This window comes from Mycobacterium sp. EPa45, assembly GCF_001021385.1.
GTDB lineage: Bacteria > Actinomycetota > Actinomycetes > Mycobacteriales > Mycobacteriaceae > Mycobacterium.
In genome coordinates, this window is the sequence record NZ_CP011773.1 from 2261893 (window position 1) to 2280889 (window position 18997).

21 protein-coding genes are annotated in these 18997 nt (G+C 66.9%); 19 read left to right on the forward strand and 2 right to left on the reverse strand.

Features of this window, described 5'->3' with window-relative positions; genetic code table 11:
* Nucleotides 1-72 precede the first annotated feature (72 nt).
* The 8 genes from AB431_RS10725 to AB431_RS10760 all read left to right on the forward strand — a co-directional run bounded on the left by AB431_RS10725 (nt 73) and on the right by AB431_RS10760 (nt 6953).
* On the forward strand, nt 73-489 hold the full coding sequence (locus AB431_RS10725; protein ID WP_047329900.1) for a nuclear transport factor 2 family protein: 417 nt from the start codon (nt 73-75) through the stop codon (nt 487-489).
* A gap of 182 nt (nt 490-671) precedes the next feature.
* Nucleotides 672-1178: a 30S ribosomal protein S16 gene (gene rpsP / locus AB431_RS10730; protein ID WP_047329901.1), complete on the forward strand. Its 507-nt coding sequence runs from the start codon at nt 672-674 to the stop codon at nt 1176-1178.
* Complete coding sequence (locus tag AB431_RS10735) at nt 1175-1417, forward strand: RNA-binding protein (protein ID WP_005148848.1); 243 nt, start codon at nt 1175-1177, stop codon at nt 1415-1417. The genes rpsP and AB431_RS10735 overlap by 4 nt, the downstream gene beginning before the upstream one ends.
* A gap of 46 nt (nt 1418-1463) precedes the next feature.
* Nucleotides 1464-1994 carry a ribosome maturation factor RimM gene (rimM, locus tag AB431_RS10740; protein WP_047329902.1) on the forward strand — a complete coding sequence of 177 codons (531 nt, stop codon included), beginning with the start codon at nt 1464-1466 and terminating at the stop codon, nt 1992-1994.
* Nucleotide 1995: 1 nt separating this feature from the next.
* Nucleotides 1996-2682 (forward strand): tRNA (guanosine(37)-N1)-methyltransferase TrmD, encoded by a 687-nt coding sequence (gene trmD / locus AB431_RS10745; protein WP_047329903.1) that lies wholly within the window; start codon nt 1996-1998, stop codon nt 2680-2682.
* Nucleotides 2683-2774: 92 nt separating this feature from the next.
* Nucleotides 2775-3641, forward strand: a complete 867-nt coding sequence (locus AB431_RS10750) for an MEDS domain-containing protein (protein ID WP_144418233.1) — start codon at nt 2775-2777, stop codon at nt 3639-3641.
* A complete protein-coding gene (locus AB431_RS10755; RefSeq protein WP_047329904.1) occupies nt 3638-4594 on the forward strand; it encodes an anti-sigma factor RsbA family regulatory protein in 957 nt (318 codons plus the stop codon). The genes AB431_RS10750 and AB431_RS10755 overlap by 4 nt, the downstream gene beginning before the upstream one ends.
* A 154-nt stretch (nt 4595-4748) precedes the next feature.
* The gene (locus AB431_RS10760; RefSeq protein WP_047333301.1) at nt 4749-6953 is read left to right on the forward strand and encodes an MDR family MFS transporter; all 2205 of its coding nucleotides are present in this window, start codon (nt 4749-4751) and stop codon (nt 6951-6953) included.
* A gap of 12 nt (nt 6954-6965) precedes the next feature.
* On the opposite strand, the gene AB431_RS10765 is transcribed toward AB431_RS10760, so the two are convergent.
* Nucleotides 6966-7898 (reverse strand): lipoprotein LppW, encoded by a 933-nt coding sequence (locus AB431_RS10765; RefSeq protein WP_047329905.1) that lies wholly within the window; start codon nt 7896-7898, stop codon nt 6966-6968.
* Between the two features lie 310 nt (nt 7899-8208).
* Between AB431_RS10765 and rplS the strand changes: the two genes are divergently transcribed.
* Genes rplS through AB431_RS10785 form a run of 4 tightly spaced genes read left to right on the forward strand, consistent with a single transcriptional unit; the run spans nt 8209 to nt 10535 of the window.
* Nucleotides 8209-8550 carry a 50S ribosomal protein L19 gene (gene rplS / locus AB431_RS10770; RefSeq protein ID WP_036339053.1) on the forward strand — a complete coding sequence of 114 codons (342 nt, stop codon included), beginning with the start codon at nt 8209-8211 and terminating at the stop codon, nt 8548-8550.
* Nucleotides 8551-8604: 54 nt separating this feature from the next.
* A complete protein-coding gene (lepB, locus tag AB431_RS10775; RefSeq protein ID WP_047329906.1) occupies nt 8605-9465 on the forward strand; it encodes a signal peptidase I in 861 nt (286 codons plus the stop codon).
* 2 nt (nt 9466-9467) lie between these two features.
* A complete protein-coding gene (locus AB431_RS10780) occupies nt 9468-10181 on the forward strand; it encodes a ribonuclease HII (protein ID WP_047329907.1) in 714 nt (237 codons plus the stop codon).
* Between the two features lie 48 nt (nt 10182-10229).
* Entirely contained in the window at nt 10230-10535 is a 306-nt protein-coding gene (locus AB431_RS10785) for a DUF2469 domain-containing protein (protein ID WP_047329908.1), read from the forward strand.
* A gap of 83 nt (nt 10536-10618) precedes the next feature.
* Here the strand turns inward: AB431_RS10785 and AB431_RS10790 are convergent, their stop codons facing one another.
* The gene (locus tag AB431_RS10790) at nt 10619-11797 is read right to left on the reverse strand and encodes an ROK family protein (protein ID WP_047329909.1); all 1179 of its coding nucleotides are present in this window, start codon (nt 11795-11797) and stop codon (nt 10619-10621) included.
* Between the two features lie 177 nt (nt 11798-11974).
* Here AB431_RS10790 and AB431_RS10795 point away from each other — a divergent pair, with 177 nt between their 5' ends.
* From AB431_RS10795 to dprA, 7 genes are all read left to right on the forward strand, one after another.
* Nucleotides 11975-13195 carry an MFS transporter gene (locus AB431_RS10795; protein ID WP_235435878.1) on the forward strand — a complete coding sequence of 407 codons (1221 nt, stop codon included), beginning with the start codon at nt 11975-11977 and terminating at the stop codon, nt 13193-13195.
* A 121-nt stretch (nt 13196-13316) separates the two neighbouring features.
* Nucleotides 13317-13922, forward strand: a complete 606-nt coding sequence (locus tag AB431_RS10800) for a hypothetical protein (protein ID WP_047329911.1) — start codon at nt 13317-13319, stop codon at nt 13920-13922.
* Nucleotides 13923-13999: 77 nt separating this feature from the next.
* On the forward strand, nt 14000-14773 hold the full coding sequence (locus AB431_RS10805) for an HAD-IIA family hydrolase (RefSeq protein ID WP_047329912.1): 774 nt from the start codon (nt 14000-14002) through the stop codon (nt 14771-14773).
* Nucleotides 14774-14875: 102 nt separating this feature from the next.
* Nucleotides 14876-15835 carry a hypothetical protein gene (locus tag AB431_RS10810; protein WP_144418234.1) on the forward strand — a complete coding sequence of 320 codons (960 nt, stop codon included), beginning with the start codon at nt 14876-14878 and terminating at the stop codon, nt 15833-15835.
* Nucleotides 15836-15948: 113 nt separating this feature from the next.
* Nucleotides 15949-16323, forward strand: a complete 375-nt coding sequence (locus AB431_RS10815; protein WP_047333303.1) for a YraN family protein — start codon at nt 15949-15951, stop codon at nt 16321-16323.
* Nucleotides 16323-17834, forward strand: coding sequence for a YifB family Mg chelatase-like AAA ATPase (locus AB431_RS10820; RefSeq protein WP_047329913.1), 1512 nt, complete (start codon nt 16323-16325; stop codon nt 17832-17834). The genes AB431_RS10815 and AB431_RS10820 overlap by 1 nt, the downstream gene beginning before the upstream one ends.
* A complete protein-coding gene (gene dprA / locus AB431_RS10825) occupies nt 17831-18964 on the forward strand; it encodes a DNA-processing protein DprA (protein WP_047329914.1) in 1134 nt (377 codons plus the stop codon). The genes AB431_RS10820 and dprA overlap by 4 nt, the downstream gene beginning before the upstream one ends.
* Nucleotides 18965-18997 lie beyond the last annotated feature (33 nt).

Genomic DNA, 18997 nt, shown 5'->3' on the forward strand with positions numbered 1-18997 from the left:
AATCACCAGAAAGTGTCCCGCAGGTGTGGACCCCGACAGCCGCGCACGGCGATCAGGTGTTGAATCACGCGCATGCTGAGTCTTGAAGAGATCTCGGATCGACTGGAGATCCAGCAGTTGCTGGTGGACTACTCCACGGCGATCGACAGCCGCCGGTTTGACGACCTCGATCGTGTTTTCACCCCCGACGCCCACATCGACTACACCGAACTGGGCGGAATCGCGGGCACCTATCCCGACATCAAGGCCTGGCTGGCGGAGGTGCTGCCCAATTTCCCGGCGTATTTCCACATGCTCGGCAATTTCGACATCCGCCTCGCCGGTGACACCGCGACGTCGCGGACCATTCTGTTCAACCCAATGGCGCTCGGTGACGACGGCCAGATCATGTTCTGCGGGCTCTGGTACGACGATGAGTTCGTGCGCACACCCGACGGCTGGCGGATGACGCGACGCGTAGAACAGAAGTGCATTCAGAAGATCGTCTGAGCACCGTAGGGACTCCCGCGCGATTAACACCTGACCAGCGCGGTCTGGCACAATAGGCGGCTGTCCGGCCGCGGCTTCCGTTATGGATGGGCCGCGGGCTGGTCACGCACGCGAGGCAAAACCGGATCCGGCAATCCGCCGGCATCGCTGAATTGCAGCGTGATACCCACAGGAGTTAGTTCATGGCTGTCAAGATCAAGCTCACCCGGCTTGGCAAGATCCGCAACCCCCAGTACCGCATCGCTGTCGCCGACGCACGCACCCGTCGTGACGGCCGCTCGATCGAGGTCATCGGCCGCTACCACCCCAAGGAAGAGCCGAGCCTGATCGAGATCGACTCCGAGCGCGCTCAGTACTGGCTGTCGGTCGGTGCCCAGCCCACCGAGCCGGTTCTCAACCTGCTGAAGATCACCGGTGACTGGCAGAAGTTCAAGGGTCTGCCCGGGGCCGAGGGCACACTGAAGGTCAAGGAGCCCAAGCCCAGCAAGCTGGACCTGTTCAACGCCGCGCTGGCCGAGGCCGATGGCGCGCCGGGTGGCGAGGCCGCCCAGCCGAAGAAGAAGAAGGCTCCCGCCAAGAAGGCCGAGGCCGCCGAGGCAGAGCCGGCCGCCAAGACCGCCGAGCCGGCTGCCGAAGCCGCCGAGCCGGCCGCCGAAGCCGCCGAGTCCACTGAGGCCGCCGCAGAATGAGTTCGGTCGTCGTCGACGCCGTGGAACACCTGGTCCGCGGGATCGTCGACAATCCCGACGACGTCCGCGTCGACATGGTCACCAACCGGCGGGGACGCACGGTAGAGGTTCACGTCCACCCCGAGGATCTCGGCAAGGTGATCGGCCGAGGCGGTCGCACCGCGACTGCGTTGCGCACCCTGGTCGCCGGCATCGGCGGCCGGGGGATCCGCGTCGACGTGGTGGACACCGACCAGTAGCTCATCCGGCGGCCGGGAGCGAGGCGACCCGGGGATTGGACTGAGTATGGAACTCGTCGTCGGGCGCGTGGCAAAAGCCCACGGCATCACCGGCGAACTTGTTGTCGACGTCCGCACCGACGACCCCGACGAGCGGTTCGCCCCCGGTAATCAGTTGCTCCTGCGGCCATCCCGTGGCGGTGGTGGTCAGGACGTCGTCATCGAGGCCGCCCGTCCGCACGGCGGTCGACTGCTGGTCCGGCTGCGCGGAGTCTCCGACCGCAATACCGCTGATACGTTGCGCGGCAATCTCTTTGTCGTTGATTCTGCGGAGCTGCCGCCGATCGAGGATCCCGACGAGTTCTACGACCACCAGCTCGAAGGTTTGGCGGTGCGCACCGTCGACGGTCATGCCGTCGGCAAGGTCACCGAAGTGCTGCACACCGCAGGCGGCGAACTGTTGGCGGTGCGCGGCGCTGATGGTGCAGAAGTGCTGGTGCCGTTCGTCGGTGCGATCGTGACCTCGGTGTCGCTGACCGACGGGATCGTCGAAATCGATCCGCCGGATGGACTTCTGGATCTGGACGGTTTGAGCTGAGATGCGCATTGACGTTGTCTCGATCTTTCCCGAGTATCTCGACCCGGTGCGACAGTCGTTGCCGGGCAAGGCGATCGAGTCGGGCATCGTCGATTTCGCTGTGCACGATCTGCGCCGCTGGACCCACGACGTGCACCACTCCGTCGACGACGCACCGTACGGCGGTGGGCCCGGGATGGTGATGAAGGCGCCGGTCTGGGGTGAGGCGCTCGACGAGATCTGCACCGAGGAATCAGTTCTCGTGATCCCGACCCCGGCCGGGCGGCTCTTCACCCAAAACGACGCCCAGGCCTGGACGATGCAGCCGCACCTCGTTTTCGCCTGCGGCCGTTACGAAGGCATCGATCAGCGGGTAGCCGAGGACGCGCGCCGGCGCATGCGGGTCGAGGAGGTCTCGATCGGCGACTACGTGCTCGCGGGGGGTGAAGTCGCGACGTTGGTCATGATCGAGGCGGTGGTTCGGCTACTGGCGGGCGTGATGGGTAATCCGCGGTCGCATCAAGACGATTCGCACTCGCCGGAGAAGGACGGCCTGCTCGAAGGCCCGAGCTACACCCGGCCACCGGTCTGGCGCGAGCTGTCCGTGCCCGACATCCTGCTCTCCGGTGACCACGGCAAGGTTGCGGCCTGGCGCCATGAGCAGGCGCTGCAGCGCACGCGCGAACGCCGACCGGACCTGCTGCACTGAGGGTTCCTGCGGCTGCAGGCTGGGTCGACACGGCGCGGCCCTGTGCGATCTTTCTCGAACACGCCTCACCGGCGCAGGCCTATGCTGGACGAGTGCGGGCATCGATGGTCATGGACTCGGTGGTCGGCTTCGGCCCACGAGACCATCTGTGTCTGGCCTACGACGACCCCGCTACCTTCGCCACGAAGGCCGTGGCGTTTCTGGCCGACGGCCTCGCCCAAGGGCTACAGGTCCGATATGTATCGGCGAGTTCGTCGCACGAAATCGCCGATCTTCGTGACTGGCTACTCGACGAGCTGGCACCGGATCGAGCCGACGCGGTGCAAATAGAGTCGGTTCGCGACACGTACGGCTTGGGGCATGTCGTGTCGGTAGGCGAGCAGGTCACGGCGTACGCGAACGCCACATCAGCGGCACTGGCGGCTGGCTTTGCCGGACTCCGCGTTGCCGCGGATGCCACGCCCTTGGTCACCACACCGCAACAGCTCGATGCCTTCGCCCGGTACGAACACCAGATCGATCGGTACATGAGCCGGCACCCATTCTCGGCGATGTGCGGCTATGACCGGGCAGTGCTCGGGACGGACGCGGTGGCGGAGCTCGCCTGCCTGCATCCGGTGAGCAATGCCGCGACGATGTTCCGATGGCACGCGGCCGAATCGGGCGATGGCCCGCCGCGCGCAGGCGGGCCCGTAGAGGTGGTGCTGGCGGGGGAGATCGACCGATCGGTCCATGCTTTGCTTCGTAAGGCATTGCAGCGCATCGATTTAGAGCAAGGGCAGTTAGTCGAGCTCGACGTCGCCGGCCTCGATTTCATCGATCACCACGCCATCGCCGAACTCGACGCACTCGGCCGGCGACACCAAGCCCGGATAGTGCTTCGCAATCCCGGCCACTTGGTGACGCGAGTCGTCGAGCTGATGACACCCGAGACCGTCGGGGTGGGGACACCAGCATGAGGACCGGCGCGGCATCAGGGACAGAGGGCTACTTTCACGAGGCGGCGTTCTACCGCAGCGACGACGAATTCCTCGCCCTTGTCATGCCGTTTCTCACCGACGGGGTGGCCGCTGGGGAGCCCACGCTCGTCACGCTGGGTGAGGCCAACAGCCAACTGGTCCGTGCCGCGCTGACCACCACTCGCGGCATCTCGTTCGTGCCGGCAGAGACGCAGTACGCCCGGCCGGCCGCGGCAATCCGTACCTATCAGGAGTTGATGGCCGACTACGTGCGACGAGGCGCCACTCAGATCCGCATCGTCGGCGACGTCCCCCATCCTGGTGTGGGAGCGGAGTGGGGTTGGTGGGCGCGGTACGAAGCGGCCGTCAACGAGGCCTTCAACGCTTATCCGGTGTGGGGCTTGTGTCCCTACGACGTGCGCCACACACCCACAGACGTTCTCGCCGACGTGTCGCGTACACATCCGCAGCTCGCCACCGTTGACGGCGGCCACGTGACCAACCCAGACTTCGTCGTCCCCACCGACTTCCTCGCCGAGCTCATCAACAGCTCGCCGCCCGCCGAGCCCCAACCACCCTCGATCACATTGGCCAATCCCACCCCAGAGGCGGCCCGGGCTGCTGTGCGGCACCTCGCCGATCAACGGCTGACGACGCTGGCCGACACAGCGGTCAATGACATGATCTTCGCTGTCAGCGAAGGCGTGGAGAACGCGACGGTCCACGGCAGAGCGCCGACAACGCTACGGATCTGGAACTACCGCCATCGGCTCGTCGCCCACATCACCGACGCCGGACTGGGCCCGACGGATCCCTACGCTGGACTGCTGCGCGCGGGCAGCACCGCAGGCGCGGGTCTCGGACTGTGGCTGGCCCACCAGATGTGTACCGCTGTCACGTTGCATCGGCATCGCGGCGGATTCACCCTGCGCATCGCGACGGCCGCCAGCTGACGGTATGAGGTCGGAAACGATTCGCGCGCAAATCATCTGAGGCGACCTCGTCGCGTCAGTCGGTCAATCGGGTGGCACACCTTCCTGTGCCGGGTGATTGAACGCACGGCGCGGCACCGGTTACCCAGCCGCGCAGCAGGGTATTGAGAACAGCGTGACTCGTCCATCCACCGGCGCTCCGCCAGCACCGGCGGCCGCGCAGGTGACGGGCAGGCAGCGCAACCTGGTCTTCACGGCCGTGGTGCTCGGCATGCTGCTGGCGGCCCTGGACCAGACGATCGTGGCCACCGCGCTGCCGACCGTCGTGGCCGACCTCGGCGGAGCCGGCCACCAGTCCTGGGTGGTCACCAGCTACCTCCTGGCATCGACGATCGTGACCGCGGTCGTCGGCAAGCTCGGCGACACATTCGGTCGCAAGACGGTGTTTCAAGCCGCCGTGCTGTTCTTCCTGGCCGGCTCGGTGTTGTGCGGACTGGCCGGATCGATGTCGATGCTGGTCGCCTCCCGGGCGCTGCAAGGCATCGGCGGCGGAGCGATCACCGTCACTGCGGTCGCGGTCATCGGCGAGGTGATCCCGCTGCGAGAGCGCGGCCGCTACCAGGGCGCCCTTGGCGCGGTGTTCGGTGTCACCACCGTCGTGGGCCCGCTGCTGGGCGGGCTGTTCACCGACCACCTCGGCTGGCGGTGGGCATTCTGGGTGAACGTGCCGATCGCCGTGGTGGTGCTGATCGTGGCCGCGTGGGCCATCCCGGCCATGGGCCGCACCGCCCGCCCCGTCATCGACTATCCCGGCATCGTGCTGGTCGGCCTCGGCGCCGCCGGCCTCACCCTCGCCACCAGTTGGGGCGGGACGACCTACGCGTGGGGCTCGCCGACGATCATCGGTTTGTTCGTCGGCTCGGTCGCCATCCTGGTGGCCTTCGTCGTCGTCGAGAAACGGGCGGCGGAGCCGATCCTGCCGATCCGGCTGTTCGCCGACCCGGTGTTCACGGTGTGTTGTGTGCTGTCGTTCGTCGTCGGATTCGCGATGCTCGGCGCGCTGACGTTCCTGCCGACCTATATGCAGTTCGTCGACGGGGTGTCGGCCACGGTGTCCGGCCTGCACACGCTGCCGATGGTGTTGGGTCTGCTGGCCACGTCGCTGACCAGCGGTGTGATCGTCGGCCGTACCGGGCGCTACAAGATTTTTCCGATCGCGGGGACCGCGATCATGGCGGTCGGGTTCATCCTGCTGTCGCTGATGGACGCGCACACCTCGACGCTCGTGCAGTCGCTGGACCTGTTGATCCTGGGTGCCGGGATCGGGCTGAGCATGCAGGTGCTGATCCTGACCGTGCAGAATACCGTCGACTTCACCGACCTGGGCGTGGCCACCTCGGGTGTCACGTTCTTCCGCACGATCGGCAGTTCGTTCGGCGCCGCGATCTTCGGCTCGCTGTTCAGCAACTTCCTGGCCGACCGGCTGCCGCCGGCCCTGGCCGCCAGCGGCGCCGCGCCCGAGGTCGCGCAGTCGCCGCAGGCATTGCACAAACTCTCGCCCGCGGCGGCCGCGCCGATCATCGACGCCTACGCCGACTCACTGAGCAAGGTGTTCCTGTTCGCGGCACCCGTGGCGATCGTCGGCTTCGTGCTCGCCCTGTTCCTCAAGCAGGTGCCGCTGCGCGACGCGGCCGCCACCGGCAGCACCGACCTCGGCGAAGGCTTCGGCATGCCGACTACCGAACCAGCGGAAAAGGTGTTGGAGGTGGCGGTGAGCCGGCTGCTCCGTGAGAGTCGCGGCCAGCACCTGCCTGCCCTGGCCCGGGCGGGCGGCACCCGCCTGGATGTCCCGCTGATGTGGGCAGCGTTGCAGATCTACCGGCATGCGCAGGTGGCCGGTGCGGCGGATCTGGGCGCCGTGGCGTCACAGCACCGGGTGCCGGTCGAGATCTTGGAGCCGACGTTCGACCGGCTGGTCGCGACGGGTTACGCCCAGCGCAGCGGCGACCAGTTGTGGCTCACGGCGGCCGGCGCCGCCGAGGTCAACCATGCCCGCAACATGTTGGCGAGCTGGATCACGGACACCCTCACCCGTTCGCCGGCCTTCGAAGGCCGGCCCGACCGCATGCAGGTGCAGGGCGCGATCGAACGGATCGCTCGGAGTGTGTTGGAACAGAACGATGACGAGAGCGCTCAGGCCACCCGCCCGATGGTGCTCGGTCCGCAGCGCGCTGCCAGTCCGACCGCGCCCACGACCCGTCTCGCCAGCCCCATGGTGAGCAGGACGGCGGTGGCCACCACGGCCGGCAACGAACCAACCCGGCCGTTCCGCGCGCGGGCCGAACTTCGCGAGCCGCCACCGGGGGCACCGCGGCGCTGATGGCGTCGAGGGTCAGATCCGCCCGCCGGGGAACATCGTCTTCACGGCCTTCGTCATCGTGCTGCGCGCGGTCGCGTCATCGACCGGCTGCAGTGACGCCATCGCCAACACGAAGCGATGGTCCGACCCGATCACCCCGGTGGACATGTGCAGCCAGTTTCCACCGTTCCAGCAGCACATCCAACCCTGTTTCACCGCAACGGTTTCGGCGAACAAGCCGTCGGGAATGCCGAACCGCTGCGGGTAGCCGTCGACGCCGGTGGGGGTCGACGCCGAGAGGTCACCGAGGATGACCGCGGCCTGCGAGGCCGGCAGGCCGCCCGTGCCGTCGAGCAGCATGTCGTAGTAACGCACCAGATCGGCGGTGGTGCTCATGGTGTTCCACCAGTTGCCGTCGTAGGGCGCACTGGTCGAGGACAATCCATACCGCGCGGTCACCCGGCTGATGATCGCGTTGCCGCCACCCTCGCCCCAGAACACCTCTGCGGCGCTGTCGTCGGAGGACCGCAGCATCACGTCGAAGGACTGCTGCTCATCCGGCGTGAGTTGACGCTGGCCTTTGGCCACCTGCATGAGCAGGTCATCGGCGATGAACAGTTTGCTCACCGAGGCCACCGGGAAGGGGACGTCGTCGCCACCGGTGAGGACCTTGCCCGTCTTCCGGTCGAGGAGGGTGAAGCTGATGTCGGCACCGTCCTGAGCAGCCGCTGAGGCGACCTCCTTGGCCCGCAGGTCCAGACCGATCGCCACGTCCGGCGGAGCGTCGGGCAGCGGACCGATGGCGGGGGATTGCGCGATTGCATTCGGGTCAGCGGACAGCAGATTCACAGAGCGGGCCGCCGCGTCGCTGGGCCCGGCGTTCACCTGAGCGGACGAGGCGGCCACCAGGACGCCGATCACTGCCGCTGCGGTGCCGGCGACCAGCATCGACAGATGCCGTCGCATGTCCTTCTCCTTGGGAGCATGGTGGAACGCTGAGATCCGGGGTGCCGCGCTGCCGCCCGACCATATTCCAGGTTAACGGTATCTTTTCTACACCGCCTGATTAGCTGGCCGGCAGATCAACGACACCTCGGCGGGTCGCGCGATTTCGCTGCTCGCCGTGCATCTGGCACAATTGAGCAGTTGCCGCGCGGGCTGGGACTTTCCGCCTGCTGCGCCATACACCACGTGCCCGAATCCATCGGCCCGGCGATCGCCAGCGCGTTTTGCGCAGGCAGGTGGCTGCGCCGCGAACCGCAAGGAAGTGTCACCGATGAACACGCTGGACTTCGTCGACCAGGCGTCGCTGCGCGACGACATCCCGACCTTCAGCCCCGGGGACACCATCAATGTCCACGTGAAGGTCATCGAGGGCAACAAGCAGCGCGTCCAGGTCTTCAAGGGTGTTGTGCTCCGTCGTTCGGGCGGCGGCATCCGCGAGACCTTCACTGTGCGCAAGGAGAGCTACGGCGTGGGCGTCGAGCGCACCTTCCCGGTGCATTCTCCCAACATCGACCACATCGAGGTCCTCACCCGCGGTGATGTGCGTCGCGCCAAGCTGTACTACCTGCGCGAGCTGCGGGGCAAGAAGGCCAAGATCAAGGAGAAGCGCTGAGCTTCGGCCTGTGGGCGGCACTGACGGGTCAGCTGGTCTGACTACGCTAACGACGTGACCGACAACACGGGCTCGGACGACTCCTTGCCGGACAACGCCACGCGGACGGACGCTCCGGACGACACCACCGCTGACAAGGCCGCTGCGCGAGATGGATCCGCCGACGGGGCGGGCGGCGAAAAGAAGAAGAAGTCGGCGCTGCGCGAAGGCGCGATCCTCGTCGCCATCGCGATCGTCCTCTACTACGTGATGCTGACGTTCATCGCGCGTCCGTACCTGATTCCGTCGGAATCGATGGAACCCACGTTGCATGGCTGCGCCGGCTGCGTCGGCGACCGGATCATGGTCGACAAGGTCACCTACCGTTTCGGGCAACCGCATCCCGGTGACGTCATCGTCTTCAAGGGCCCGCCGAACTGGAATGTCGGCTACAAGTCCATCCGGTCCACCAACACCGCGGTCCGCTACGTCGAGAACGCGCTGTCGGTGGTCGGATTCGTGCCGCCCGATGAGAACGACTTGGTCAAGCGCGTCATCGCGACGGGAGGCCAGACGGTGCAATGCCGCGCTGACACCGGACTGACCGTCGACGGCAAGCCGCTCACCGAGCCGTACCTGAATGCACAGACGATGATGGCCGACCCGCTGGTCTACCCGTGCCTGGGCAACGAATTCGGTCCGGTGAAGGTGCCCGACGGCCGGTTATGGGTGATGGGTGACAATCGCACGCATTCGGCGGACTCGCGTGCCCACTGCACCAGCACACCCGCCGACGCTCAGAAGGGCATCCTGTGCACCGGTGACCCGATGGCCGGCACCGTTCCGGTGAGCAATGTGATCGGTAAGGCCCGGTTCATCGCGTGGCCGCCGTCTCGCTGGGGTGGTGTGTCCTCGGTCAACCCGCAGCAGGGCTGACCATGCCGGCGATGACGTGGCCTCCACGGACGGTGATCCGCAAATCGTCGGGATTGCGAACGCTCGAATCTGCGCTATACCGAAGCGGTTTGGGGCCGGTGGCCGGAGTCGATGAAGTCGGCCGCGGTGCGTGCGCCGGCCCGCTTGTGGTGGCAGCCTGTGTGCTGAGCCCCAACCGTCTCGAGAGTCTGGCGGCTCTCGACGACTCCAAGAAGCTCACCGAGAAGGCGCGCGAGGAACTGTTCCCGTTGATCCGCCGCTATGCGCTGGCGTATCACGTGGTGTACATCCCCGCCCCCGAAGTCGACCGGCGCGGTGTGCACGTGGCCAACATCGAGGGCATGCGGCGCGCGGTGGCGGGGTTGTCGGTGCGGCCCGGGTACGTGTTGTCCGACGGGTTCCGGGTGCCGGGGTTGCCGATGCCGTCGTTGCCGGTGATCGGCGGGGACGCCGCGGCCGCCTGCATCGCGGCGGCCAGCGTGCTGGCGAAGGTCAGCCGCGATCGGCTGATGGTGGCCATGGATACCGAGCATCCGGGTTACGGGTTCGCCGAGCACAAGGGATACAGCACGCCGGCGCACAGTGCGGCGTTGACCGACCTGGGTCCCTGCCGTGAGCACCGGTTTTCCTACATCAATGTGCGGCGGGTGGCCCGCGCCGGTGGCACGGAAATGGTGATGGAGTGCCCACCCCCGCAGCGTGACGATGAGCTGTGAGTCAAGATGGATAGCACCACGACCGAAGACGAAGAGGGCCGCTGACCGATGAGTGCCGAAGATCTCGAAAAGTACGAGACCGAGATGGAGCTCTCGCTGTACCGCGAATACAAGGACATCGTGGGGCAGTTCAGCTTCGTCGTGGAGACCGAGCGCCGCTTCTACCTGGCCAACAGCGTGGAGTTGGTGCCCCGCAACACCGACGGCGAGGTGTACTTCGAGCTGCGCCTGTCCGATGCGTGGGTGTGGGACATGTATCGCCCCGCTCGGTTCGTCAAGCAGGTCCGGGTGATCACGTTCAAGGACGTCAACATCGAAGAGGTCGAGAAGCCCGAACTTCGGCTGCCCGAATAGGCATACGGCGCAACGAATTACGGGTAGCTGACGAACTCCCGTGCGCTCACGGTAGTTCCGCACGGTGGTGCAGGACAAGTTCGTCAGCGCAACGAGGCGTCGATGGCGTCGGCCGACAGGATCTGTTCCAGCACCAGTGCCGCGCTGCCGATGTTGCCTGCCTTGTCGCCGTAGGTCGAGGGGACGACCTGAAGGTGCCGGGTAGCAAGCGCTGTTGCATTGCCGTACAACGTTTCTCGCAGTCCAGCTACGAAGACGTCATAGGCGCCCGACATGTCGCCGCCGATGACGAGAACCTCGGGATTGAGCAGGTTCACCGCCGGGGCGATCACCTCGCCCACGTGGCGGCCGCTTTCGCGCAGCAACCGGCGCACCTCGCCGTCGCCATGGTTGGCCAACTCGACCACATCGCGAATGTGGGCGACGGCGCGGCCCTGCTGCTGAAGTGTGCGCACCAGGGCCCACCCGCCGGCGATCGCCTCGAGGCAGCCGGTGTCGCCGCAGCGGCACGGGACACCCGCCGCGGCGGCGGTCTTGTTGTGGCCGAACTCGCCGGCCGCGCCCAGAGCTCCGCGCTGCAGCACGCCGCCCGACACGATTCCGGCGCCAAGCCCGGTGGACGCCTTGATCAGCAGCAGATCGCGATGAATTCGCAAGGGGCCGCGGCGTTCTGAGAGGGCCTGCACGTTTGTGTCGTTGTCGAGCACGACCGGCGCCGAGGTCAGCTCGCGGAAGTACGGTTCGAGCGGTACGCCGTCCCAACCGCTCATCACCGGTGAGGCCAGGCTGCACCCGCGCAGCTGGTCGACCGTGCCGGGCAGCGAGACCCCCACCCCGAGCACATCACGGGCGGGGCGGCCGGTTTCGTCGAGCAGGACTTCCAGGCGCTTGACCAGATCGGGCATCAGGTCGTCCGGGCCGATGCGGACCTCGGAGTCCATGTCGCTCAGCGCGTGGATGTCGCCGGCGAGATTGCACACCGCGAGCCGGGTCCGGCTGCGGCCGATGGCCGCGGACAGGACGACGCCGGCCTCGGCGTTGAACCGAACCAGTGCTGGTGGCCGGCCGCCGGTCGACGGGCCCTCCTCGCCTTCAGTGACCAGCCCGCGACGGCCCAGCGCGGCAATCCGGCTGCCCACCGCTGTTCTGGACAGCCCAGTGAGCTCGCGAACTTGGGTGCGGGTGGTGGCCACGCCGTCCCGAATGAGCGCGAAGACGTCCCCGGCGGTAGCCGGGGCGGCAGAACGCCTGGTGACGGGCATCTTTCCATTTAACCAAGATCTAACTGTGCTGTATACCAATCGAGACACCGGTCACTTTGATCGTATTTAGACAAAAGTCGGTTGGAACAACGGTGTAAGTGAGACTAGGGTCGGGAACAGGGACCACGCGCTGCAATGCGGCAGCAACCGCCACCGCACAGAAAGGCGATAGCTCCCGTGACTGTCACCTCCACACCCGCCCCTGCTGGGGCGTCCCCGTCGTTGTGTCCGACCAGGGCCGGGCTGGGCATCCTGGCCCTCGCGCTGGGTTCATTCGGCATCGGCACCAACGAGTTCGTCGCGATGGGCTTGCTGCCCCAGATCGCCGGCGGCCTGCACATCTCCGAGCCGACAGCCGGCCATGTCATCTCCGCCTACGCCCTCGGCGTGGTGATCGGTGCCCCGGTGCTTGCCGCGATGACCGCCAAGTTCAATCGCAAGATCGTGCTGATGAGCCTGGTAGCGCTGTTCGCCGTGGGCAACGTGGCCACAGTGCTCGCTCCCAACTACGGCGTCCTCATCGGCGCCCGATTCCTCGCCGGCCTGCCGCACGGAGCATTCTTCGGCGTCGCGGCGCTGGTTGCCGCCCAGTTGCTCGGACCCGAGCAACGCGCCAAGGCCGTCGCACAGGTGATGACCGGGCTGACGGTGGCCACTGTGGTCGGGGTGCCGTTGGCGTCCTGGCTCGGCCAGCTGCTCGGCTGGCGCAGCGCATTCGCGTTGGTCGTCGGCATCGGGCTCGTTACGTTGGCCGCGATCTGGTTATGGCTGCCGACGCTGGCTCCGACACGCACCACCAGTACCCGCGCCGAGCTCGGTGCGCTGCGGCGTCCCCAGGTATGGCTGGCGGTGGCGATCGGCATGGTCGGCTTCGGGGGGATGTTCGCCGTCTACACCTACATCGCCACTACGCTGACCGACGTCTCCGGGGTTTCGTCATCGTGGGTTCCGTTGGGATTGATGGTGTTTGGGATCGGCATGGTGGTCGGCAATCTCGCCGGCGGCCGGATGGCCGACCGATCGGTGATCCGGGCACTCTATGTGTCGATGACGTTGTTGGCGGTTGTGCTTGCGGTTTTCGTCGTGGCCGCGCACAACCCGTACACCGCGTTGCTGGTGCTGTTCGGCATTGGTGCCAGCGGGGCGGCGATCGCCCCCGCCCTGCAGACCCGGTTGATGGACGTCGCCGCGGAGGCACAGACACTGGCCGCCGCGCTCAACCACTCGGCGCTCAACATCGCCAACGCCTCGGGGGCCTGGATCGGGGGCCTGGTGATAGCCATGGGTTACGGCTACACCGCACCTGCCGCGGCGGGTGCCGCACTCGCCGTCACCGGGCTGGTGGTGCTGACCGTCTCGGTGGCACTGCAGCGTCGTTCATCGGTGGTGCCGGCATGATCCGGGCGCTGGTGAACATGCTGCTGGGCCGGCGTGAGGCAGTGTATATAGACGTGTATCTGCCTGCGCGGCAACGCGTTAGGCTGGTCATGGGGCAGCGTTCAGGGCGGAGGGTCAGCTGATGATCGATCATGTGATTTTCCGCTACGCTCCGGACCGCCAACCCGAGCTGACTTTCCGCGCCCTGCCCAGCGGGTGTGCCGGAGGGGCCAACACGCTTGCTGAGGCCCGCGCGTCGTACCGAACCTGCCGGTCGGCGCGCCTGCACGTCGACCGGCGCGCCCTGCCCCCGGCTGTCGAGCACATCGAGGGATTGGTCGGCGGGATGTGGGTGCGCACCAGAGTCGGTGCCGTACACCGGGATAAGTCCAGCGACAGGATGCTGCTGCAGATCCTGCTGGCCGAGCAGGCCGGCCTGCGTGACGAGGTGGCCCGCTTGACGTCGGCGGGCGCGGAGCCGGTGGTGGTCCTGGCCGAGCCCGATCATGTTCTCGAGACGCTGCTCGACCAGATGTCAGTACGGGACGCGCTGCTGGTCGCCCATTGCGATGACAACGGCTCGGTCGGCTGGGGCGTGTTGTACGGCCCGGAATCGTCTGCTGGACAGGGTGTTCCGCGGGAATTCGACGACGAGGCTTTGCGGGCCACGACGGTGGCGGCTTTCGCGCAGACGTGCACAGGCGGCCTCGTGGTACAGCGCAGGCCGGCGGCGGGTATCGCGTCATGACGGCCCTGCTCGAACGCGCGGTTGGTAGCGCCAGGGTGGGGAACACTGATGTCGAGAGCGTTTCCGAAGGGAGGACCATGCGCGCGACACCGCAGTGCTGGCTCACCGATATGGATGGGGTCCTGGTGCGGGAGGAGCACGCGCTTCCGGGAGCCGCCGAGTTTTTGGCGTGCCTGATCGACAAGCAACGGCGGTTCCTGGTTCTGACCAACAACTCGATCTACACACCGCGTGATCTGGCGGCCCGGCTGGCTCGTTCGGGACTCGACGTACCGGAAGAGGCGATCTGGACCTCGGCCATGGCCACCGCGGCGTTCCTGAACGATCAGCTGCCCGGCGGATCGGCGTACGTGATCGGGGAGGCGGGGCTGACGACCGCGCTGCACGAGGCGGGGTACACGCTGACTGATACCGATCCGGATTTCGTGGTGCTCGGTGAGACGCGCACTTACTCGTTCGAGGCGATCACCAAGGCGGTGAGACTGATCGGCAAGGGTGCGCGCTTCATTGCCACCAACCCCGACGTCACCGGGCCCTCGGCCGAAGGGCCGATGCCGGCGACCGGGTCGGTGGCCGCGATGATCACCAAGGCCACCGCGCGCGAACCGTACTTCGTCGGCAAGCCCAACCCGATGATGTTCCGCAGTGCGTTGAATCGTATTGAGGCGCATTCGGAAAGCACGGTGATGGTCGGCGACCGGATGGACACCGACGTCGTGGCCGGTATCGAGGCGGGGCTGGAGACGATCCTGGTATTGACGGGGTCGACGACGCTCGAGGATGTGGAGCGCTATCCGTTCCGGCCGGCGCGGGTGCTGCCGTCGATCGCGGAGGCGATTGAGCTGATCTGACGCCCACGGCTCGCTTGACCTGTACCCTCTCTCGGGTAGTTCGCTGTCATTGGTGGCAATCGCGTAATCGTGGTGCGACACATCGTGAAGGGTCGGGGGAAGATGGTTGCTGCGATGGTCTGGGTGCGGATTGGGGCGGCGAGTGCGGCGGTGGGTGTCGTCGTGGCGGGATGTTCGTCGCCGCGATCGGAACCGCAGGCGCAGGCCCCGCAATCATCGGCCGAAGACGGTGCCACGGCATCAACGCCGGCCAAAGTCTCCCACCTCACGGGCAACGAGAACGCGATCGCCTTCGACTTCATCTACCCCGACGGCGATCAACACTGGACAGATGAGGCGAAGACCTCACTCAATGACGCCGCTAACGCCGTCGCCGCCTACCTTCAAGTTTCAAAACCCGTCACCATCGTCTACAAGATCGCGGACGACAACGAACCCGGACACCTCGCGCAGGCATCCAGTGATCGGGTCGATGACGAGTCACCCGGCTACTCCCGCACGGTGGTCCAACAGAAGCTGATTACCGGCGAGGACGCCAATGGCGACCAGCCCGACGGAGACATCGACGTGAATTGGAATTCCAACTGGGAGTTGGGCGACGACGTCGGCACCTCGGGCAAAGACGACTTCAAAGCGACGATCATGCACGAGCTGCTGCACACGCTGGGCTTTGACACCAATATCCAGGGCCCGGGCTCGCCGCCGGTGAAAAACCGCCCGATATTCGACAGGTTCGTGGTCAACGCTGACGGGGCAAAAGTGATCAACGACGACTACACCTTCAACACCGCCTTCGATCCCAATCTGACCGGCGGCAACGGCGGACTGTTCTTCGGCGGCCCGAATGCGATGGCCGCCTACGGCGGTAGACCGGTGCCTCTGTCCACGGACCCGGCGTGGAGCTCCAGCAGCGTGACGCATCTGGATGGCCGCACCTTCACCGGCCAGAACAAGAAGATGATGAATCCCGGCGACGATGGCGACGGACCAGAAGTGCGGGTCCTGAGTCCGGTCGAGCTCGGCATTCTCGAAGATCTCGGTTACACGGTGGTGCAGCACTAGTTCCGGTCGGTCCCTGTTGATGAATCTCTGACTGGGGACAACTGCCCGGTTTCCTGCGGTAGTTGGCGTGCGCCGTGCACCGGGCGTCGGTGCCGCAACCGATGCTGGCCCTCATGGCATCTGAACCGACGTTGACGAAGGTCGAACTGGGCGCGCTCGGCGAGCAGTTGGCGGTCGAGCATCTCGAATCCCTGGGGTTGCGGACCGTGGCTCGCAATTGGCGTTGCCGCTACGGCGAACTCGACATCATCGTCGCGGCCGCCGACGGCACGGTCGTGTTCGTGGAGGTGAAGACCCGCACCGGTGACGGGTTCGGCGGGGTGGACTACGCGGTCACGCCCGTGAAAGTGCGTCGCATCCGTCGGTTGGCCGGGATCTGGCTTTCCGAACAGGCGCACAGGTGGGCGGCGGTCCGTATCGACGTGGTCGGGGTGCGCATCGGGCGGCAGCGCACACCCGAGATCACCCATCTGCGTGGGGTCGGCTGATGGCATTGGGACGGGCCTTCTCGGTCGCAGTACGCGGTCTGGACGGCGAGATCGTCGAAATCGAGACCGATATCAGCTCGGGGCTACCCGGGGTGTACCTGGTCGGGTTGCCCGACGCCGCATTGCGCGAATCCCGAGATCGCGTGCGGGCGGCAATCACCAACTCCGGCAACGAGTGGCCGCAGTCGCGGCTGACGCTGGCGCTGTCCCCGGCCACCTTGCCGAAGACGGGCTCGCTCTACGACATCGCGATCGCCGCCGCGGTCTTGTCGGCGAGTCACAAGAAACCGTGGGATCGGCTGGAGAAGACGGTGTTGCTCGGGGAGTTGGCCCTGGACGGGCGAATCCGGCCGGTTCGTGGCGTGCTGCCTGCGGTGCTGGCCGCCAAGAAGCAGGGCTGGCCCACCGTGGTGGTGCCCATCGCGAATCTGGCCGAAGCCAGTCTGGTCGACGGCATCGAGGTTCTCGGGGTCCAGACCCTTGGACAGCTGCAGTGCTGGCTCACGGGGAAGGGCGCACTGCAGGATCGGGTCGACGCACCAGGGCCGCAGCCCGAGCACGTCGCCGATCTGGCCGATGTGGTGGGCCAGACGCATGCGCGGTTCGCCGTCGAGGTTGCTGCCGCTGGAGCGCATCATCTCATGCTCACAGGCCCGCCCGGCGTCGGGAAAACCATGCTCGCGCAACGACTCCCAGGACTGCTTCCCGAGCTCACCGAAAGCGAGGCCTTGGAGGTGACCGCCATCCATTCGGTCGTCGGGATGCTGTCGGAGACCACCCCGCTGATCACCCGGCCACCATTCATCGCACCACACCACTCGTCGAGCGTGGCGGCACTCGTCGGCGGCGGCTCGGGCCTGGCGCGCCCCGGTGCGGTCAGCCGCGCCCATCGGGGCGTGCTTTTCCTCGACGAATGTGCCGAGATCCGGGTCAGCGTCTTGGAGTCCCTGCGGACGCCGTTGGAAGACGGCGAGATTCGGCTTGCCCGGCGCGACGGTGTGGCCTGCTACCCGGCGCGGTTCCAGCTCGTGATGGCGGCCAACCCGTGCGCCTGCGCAAAAACCGATCCGAAAGACTGCATCTGCACGTCGGTGGAGAAACGCCGTTACCTCGGCAAGCTGTCCGGTCCGCTGATGGATCGGGTCGACCTGCGCGTCGAGATGCACATGGTCCGCGCAGGTGCGTTTGCGCCCGACAGTGCGGAAAGTACTGCGGCCGTGCGTGATCGGGTGGCGCAGGCACGGGCGGCTGCCGCCGATCGCTGGCGCCGGTACGGCTTCACCACCAACGCCGAAGTGACCGGAGCGGTGCTGCGCCGCCGCTTCCGGCCGGACGGCACCGCGATGGCCCCGCTGAAGACGGCACTGGAACGGGGGGTGCTCAGCATTCGGGGCGTCGATCGGTCACTGCGGGTCGCGTGGACGTTGGCGGACCTGGCCGGGCGGACGATGCCCAGTGTCGACGACGTGGCGGTGGCGTTGAGCTTCCGCCAGGGAGGAGCGAAACCATGACCGATGACGTGACGACGTTGGCATGGGCGTATTTGTCCCGAGTGGCCGAGCCTCCGTGCGATGAGATCGCCACGCTGGTCAGCGAGGTCGGTCCGGTGGAAGCCGCCTACCGCGTCGCAGGCGGCGACGTGAGCGATGCACTACGGGAACGTACCGCCGCACGGCGCGACATCCATGCGGCGGAAGCGGACCTGAATCTGCTGCAGCGCCGGGGTGGCCGGCTGATCACACCCGACAGCGACGAGTGGCCAGTCCTGACCTTCGCGGCCTTCGGTGGAGCGGCCGTGCGGGAGAAGCCGCAGGGTCGACCGCCGATGGCGCTGTGGGCGATCGGCCCGGCCCGCCTCGACGAGCTCGCCGAGCGATCCGCGGCGCTCGTCGGGACTCGCGCGTGCTCGAGCTACGGCGAGCATGTTGCGGCCGACCTCGCCGCCGGGCTCGCCGAACACGAGGTGACCGTGGTCTCCGGCGGCGCCTACGGCATCGACGGCGTGGCGCACCGCACGGCGCTGGCGGTCGAGGGGCAGACGGTGGCCGTGCTGGCCGGCGGCATCGACGTGTTGTATCCCGCGGGTCACTCGTCGCTGCTGCACCGGATCAGTACCGCGGGATTGCTCCTCACGGAGTACCCGCCGGGTGTGCGGCCTGCGCGGCACCGATTTCTGACCCGCAATCGGCTGGTGGCGGCACTGGGCACGGCCACCGTGGTGGTCGAGGCCGGCGTTCGCAGCGGGGCGGCGAACACAGCAGCATGGGCGCGGGCGTTGGGCCGGGTGGTGTGCGCGGTGCCCGGCCCGGTGACGTCGGCGTCGTCGATGGGATGTCATGTACTGCTGCGCGGCGGTGCCGAACTGGTGGCGCGGGCCGAAGACGTCATCGAATTAGTCGGGCGGGCAGGCGAATTCGCCGATGAGGAACCGCGTCCCACCGGGCCGCTCGATGGTCTCAGTGATGCCGAGAAGCATGTCTACGAGGCGCTTCCCGCCCGCGGCGTGCGTAGCGCCGACGAGATCGCGGTCGCGTCCGGTCTGGCGCCCACCGCGGTGCTCGGCCCGCTGGCGATGCTGGAGATCGCCGGGCTGGTCCGTCGCGATGATGGCTGCTGGCGGCTGGTGCGCAAGCCGGCATGACCGAGGTAGACGGCCCGAACGTCAGCCCGAAAC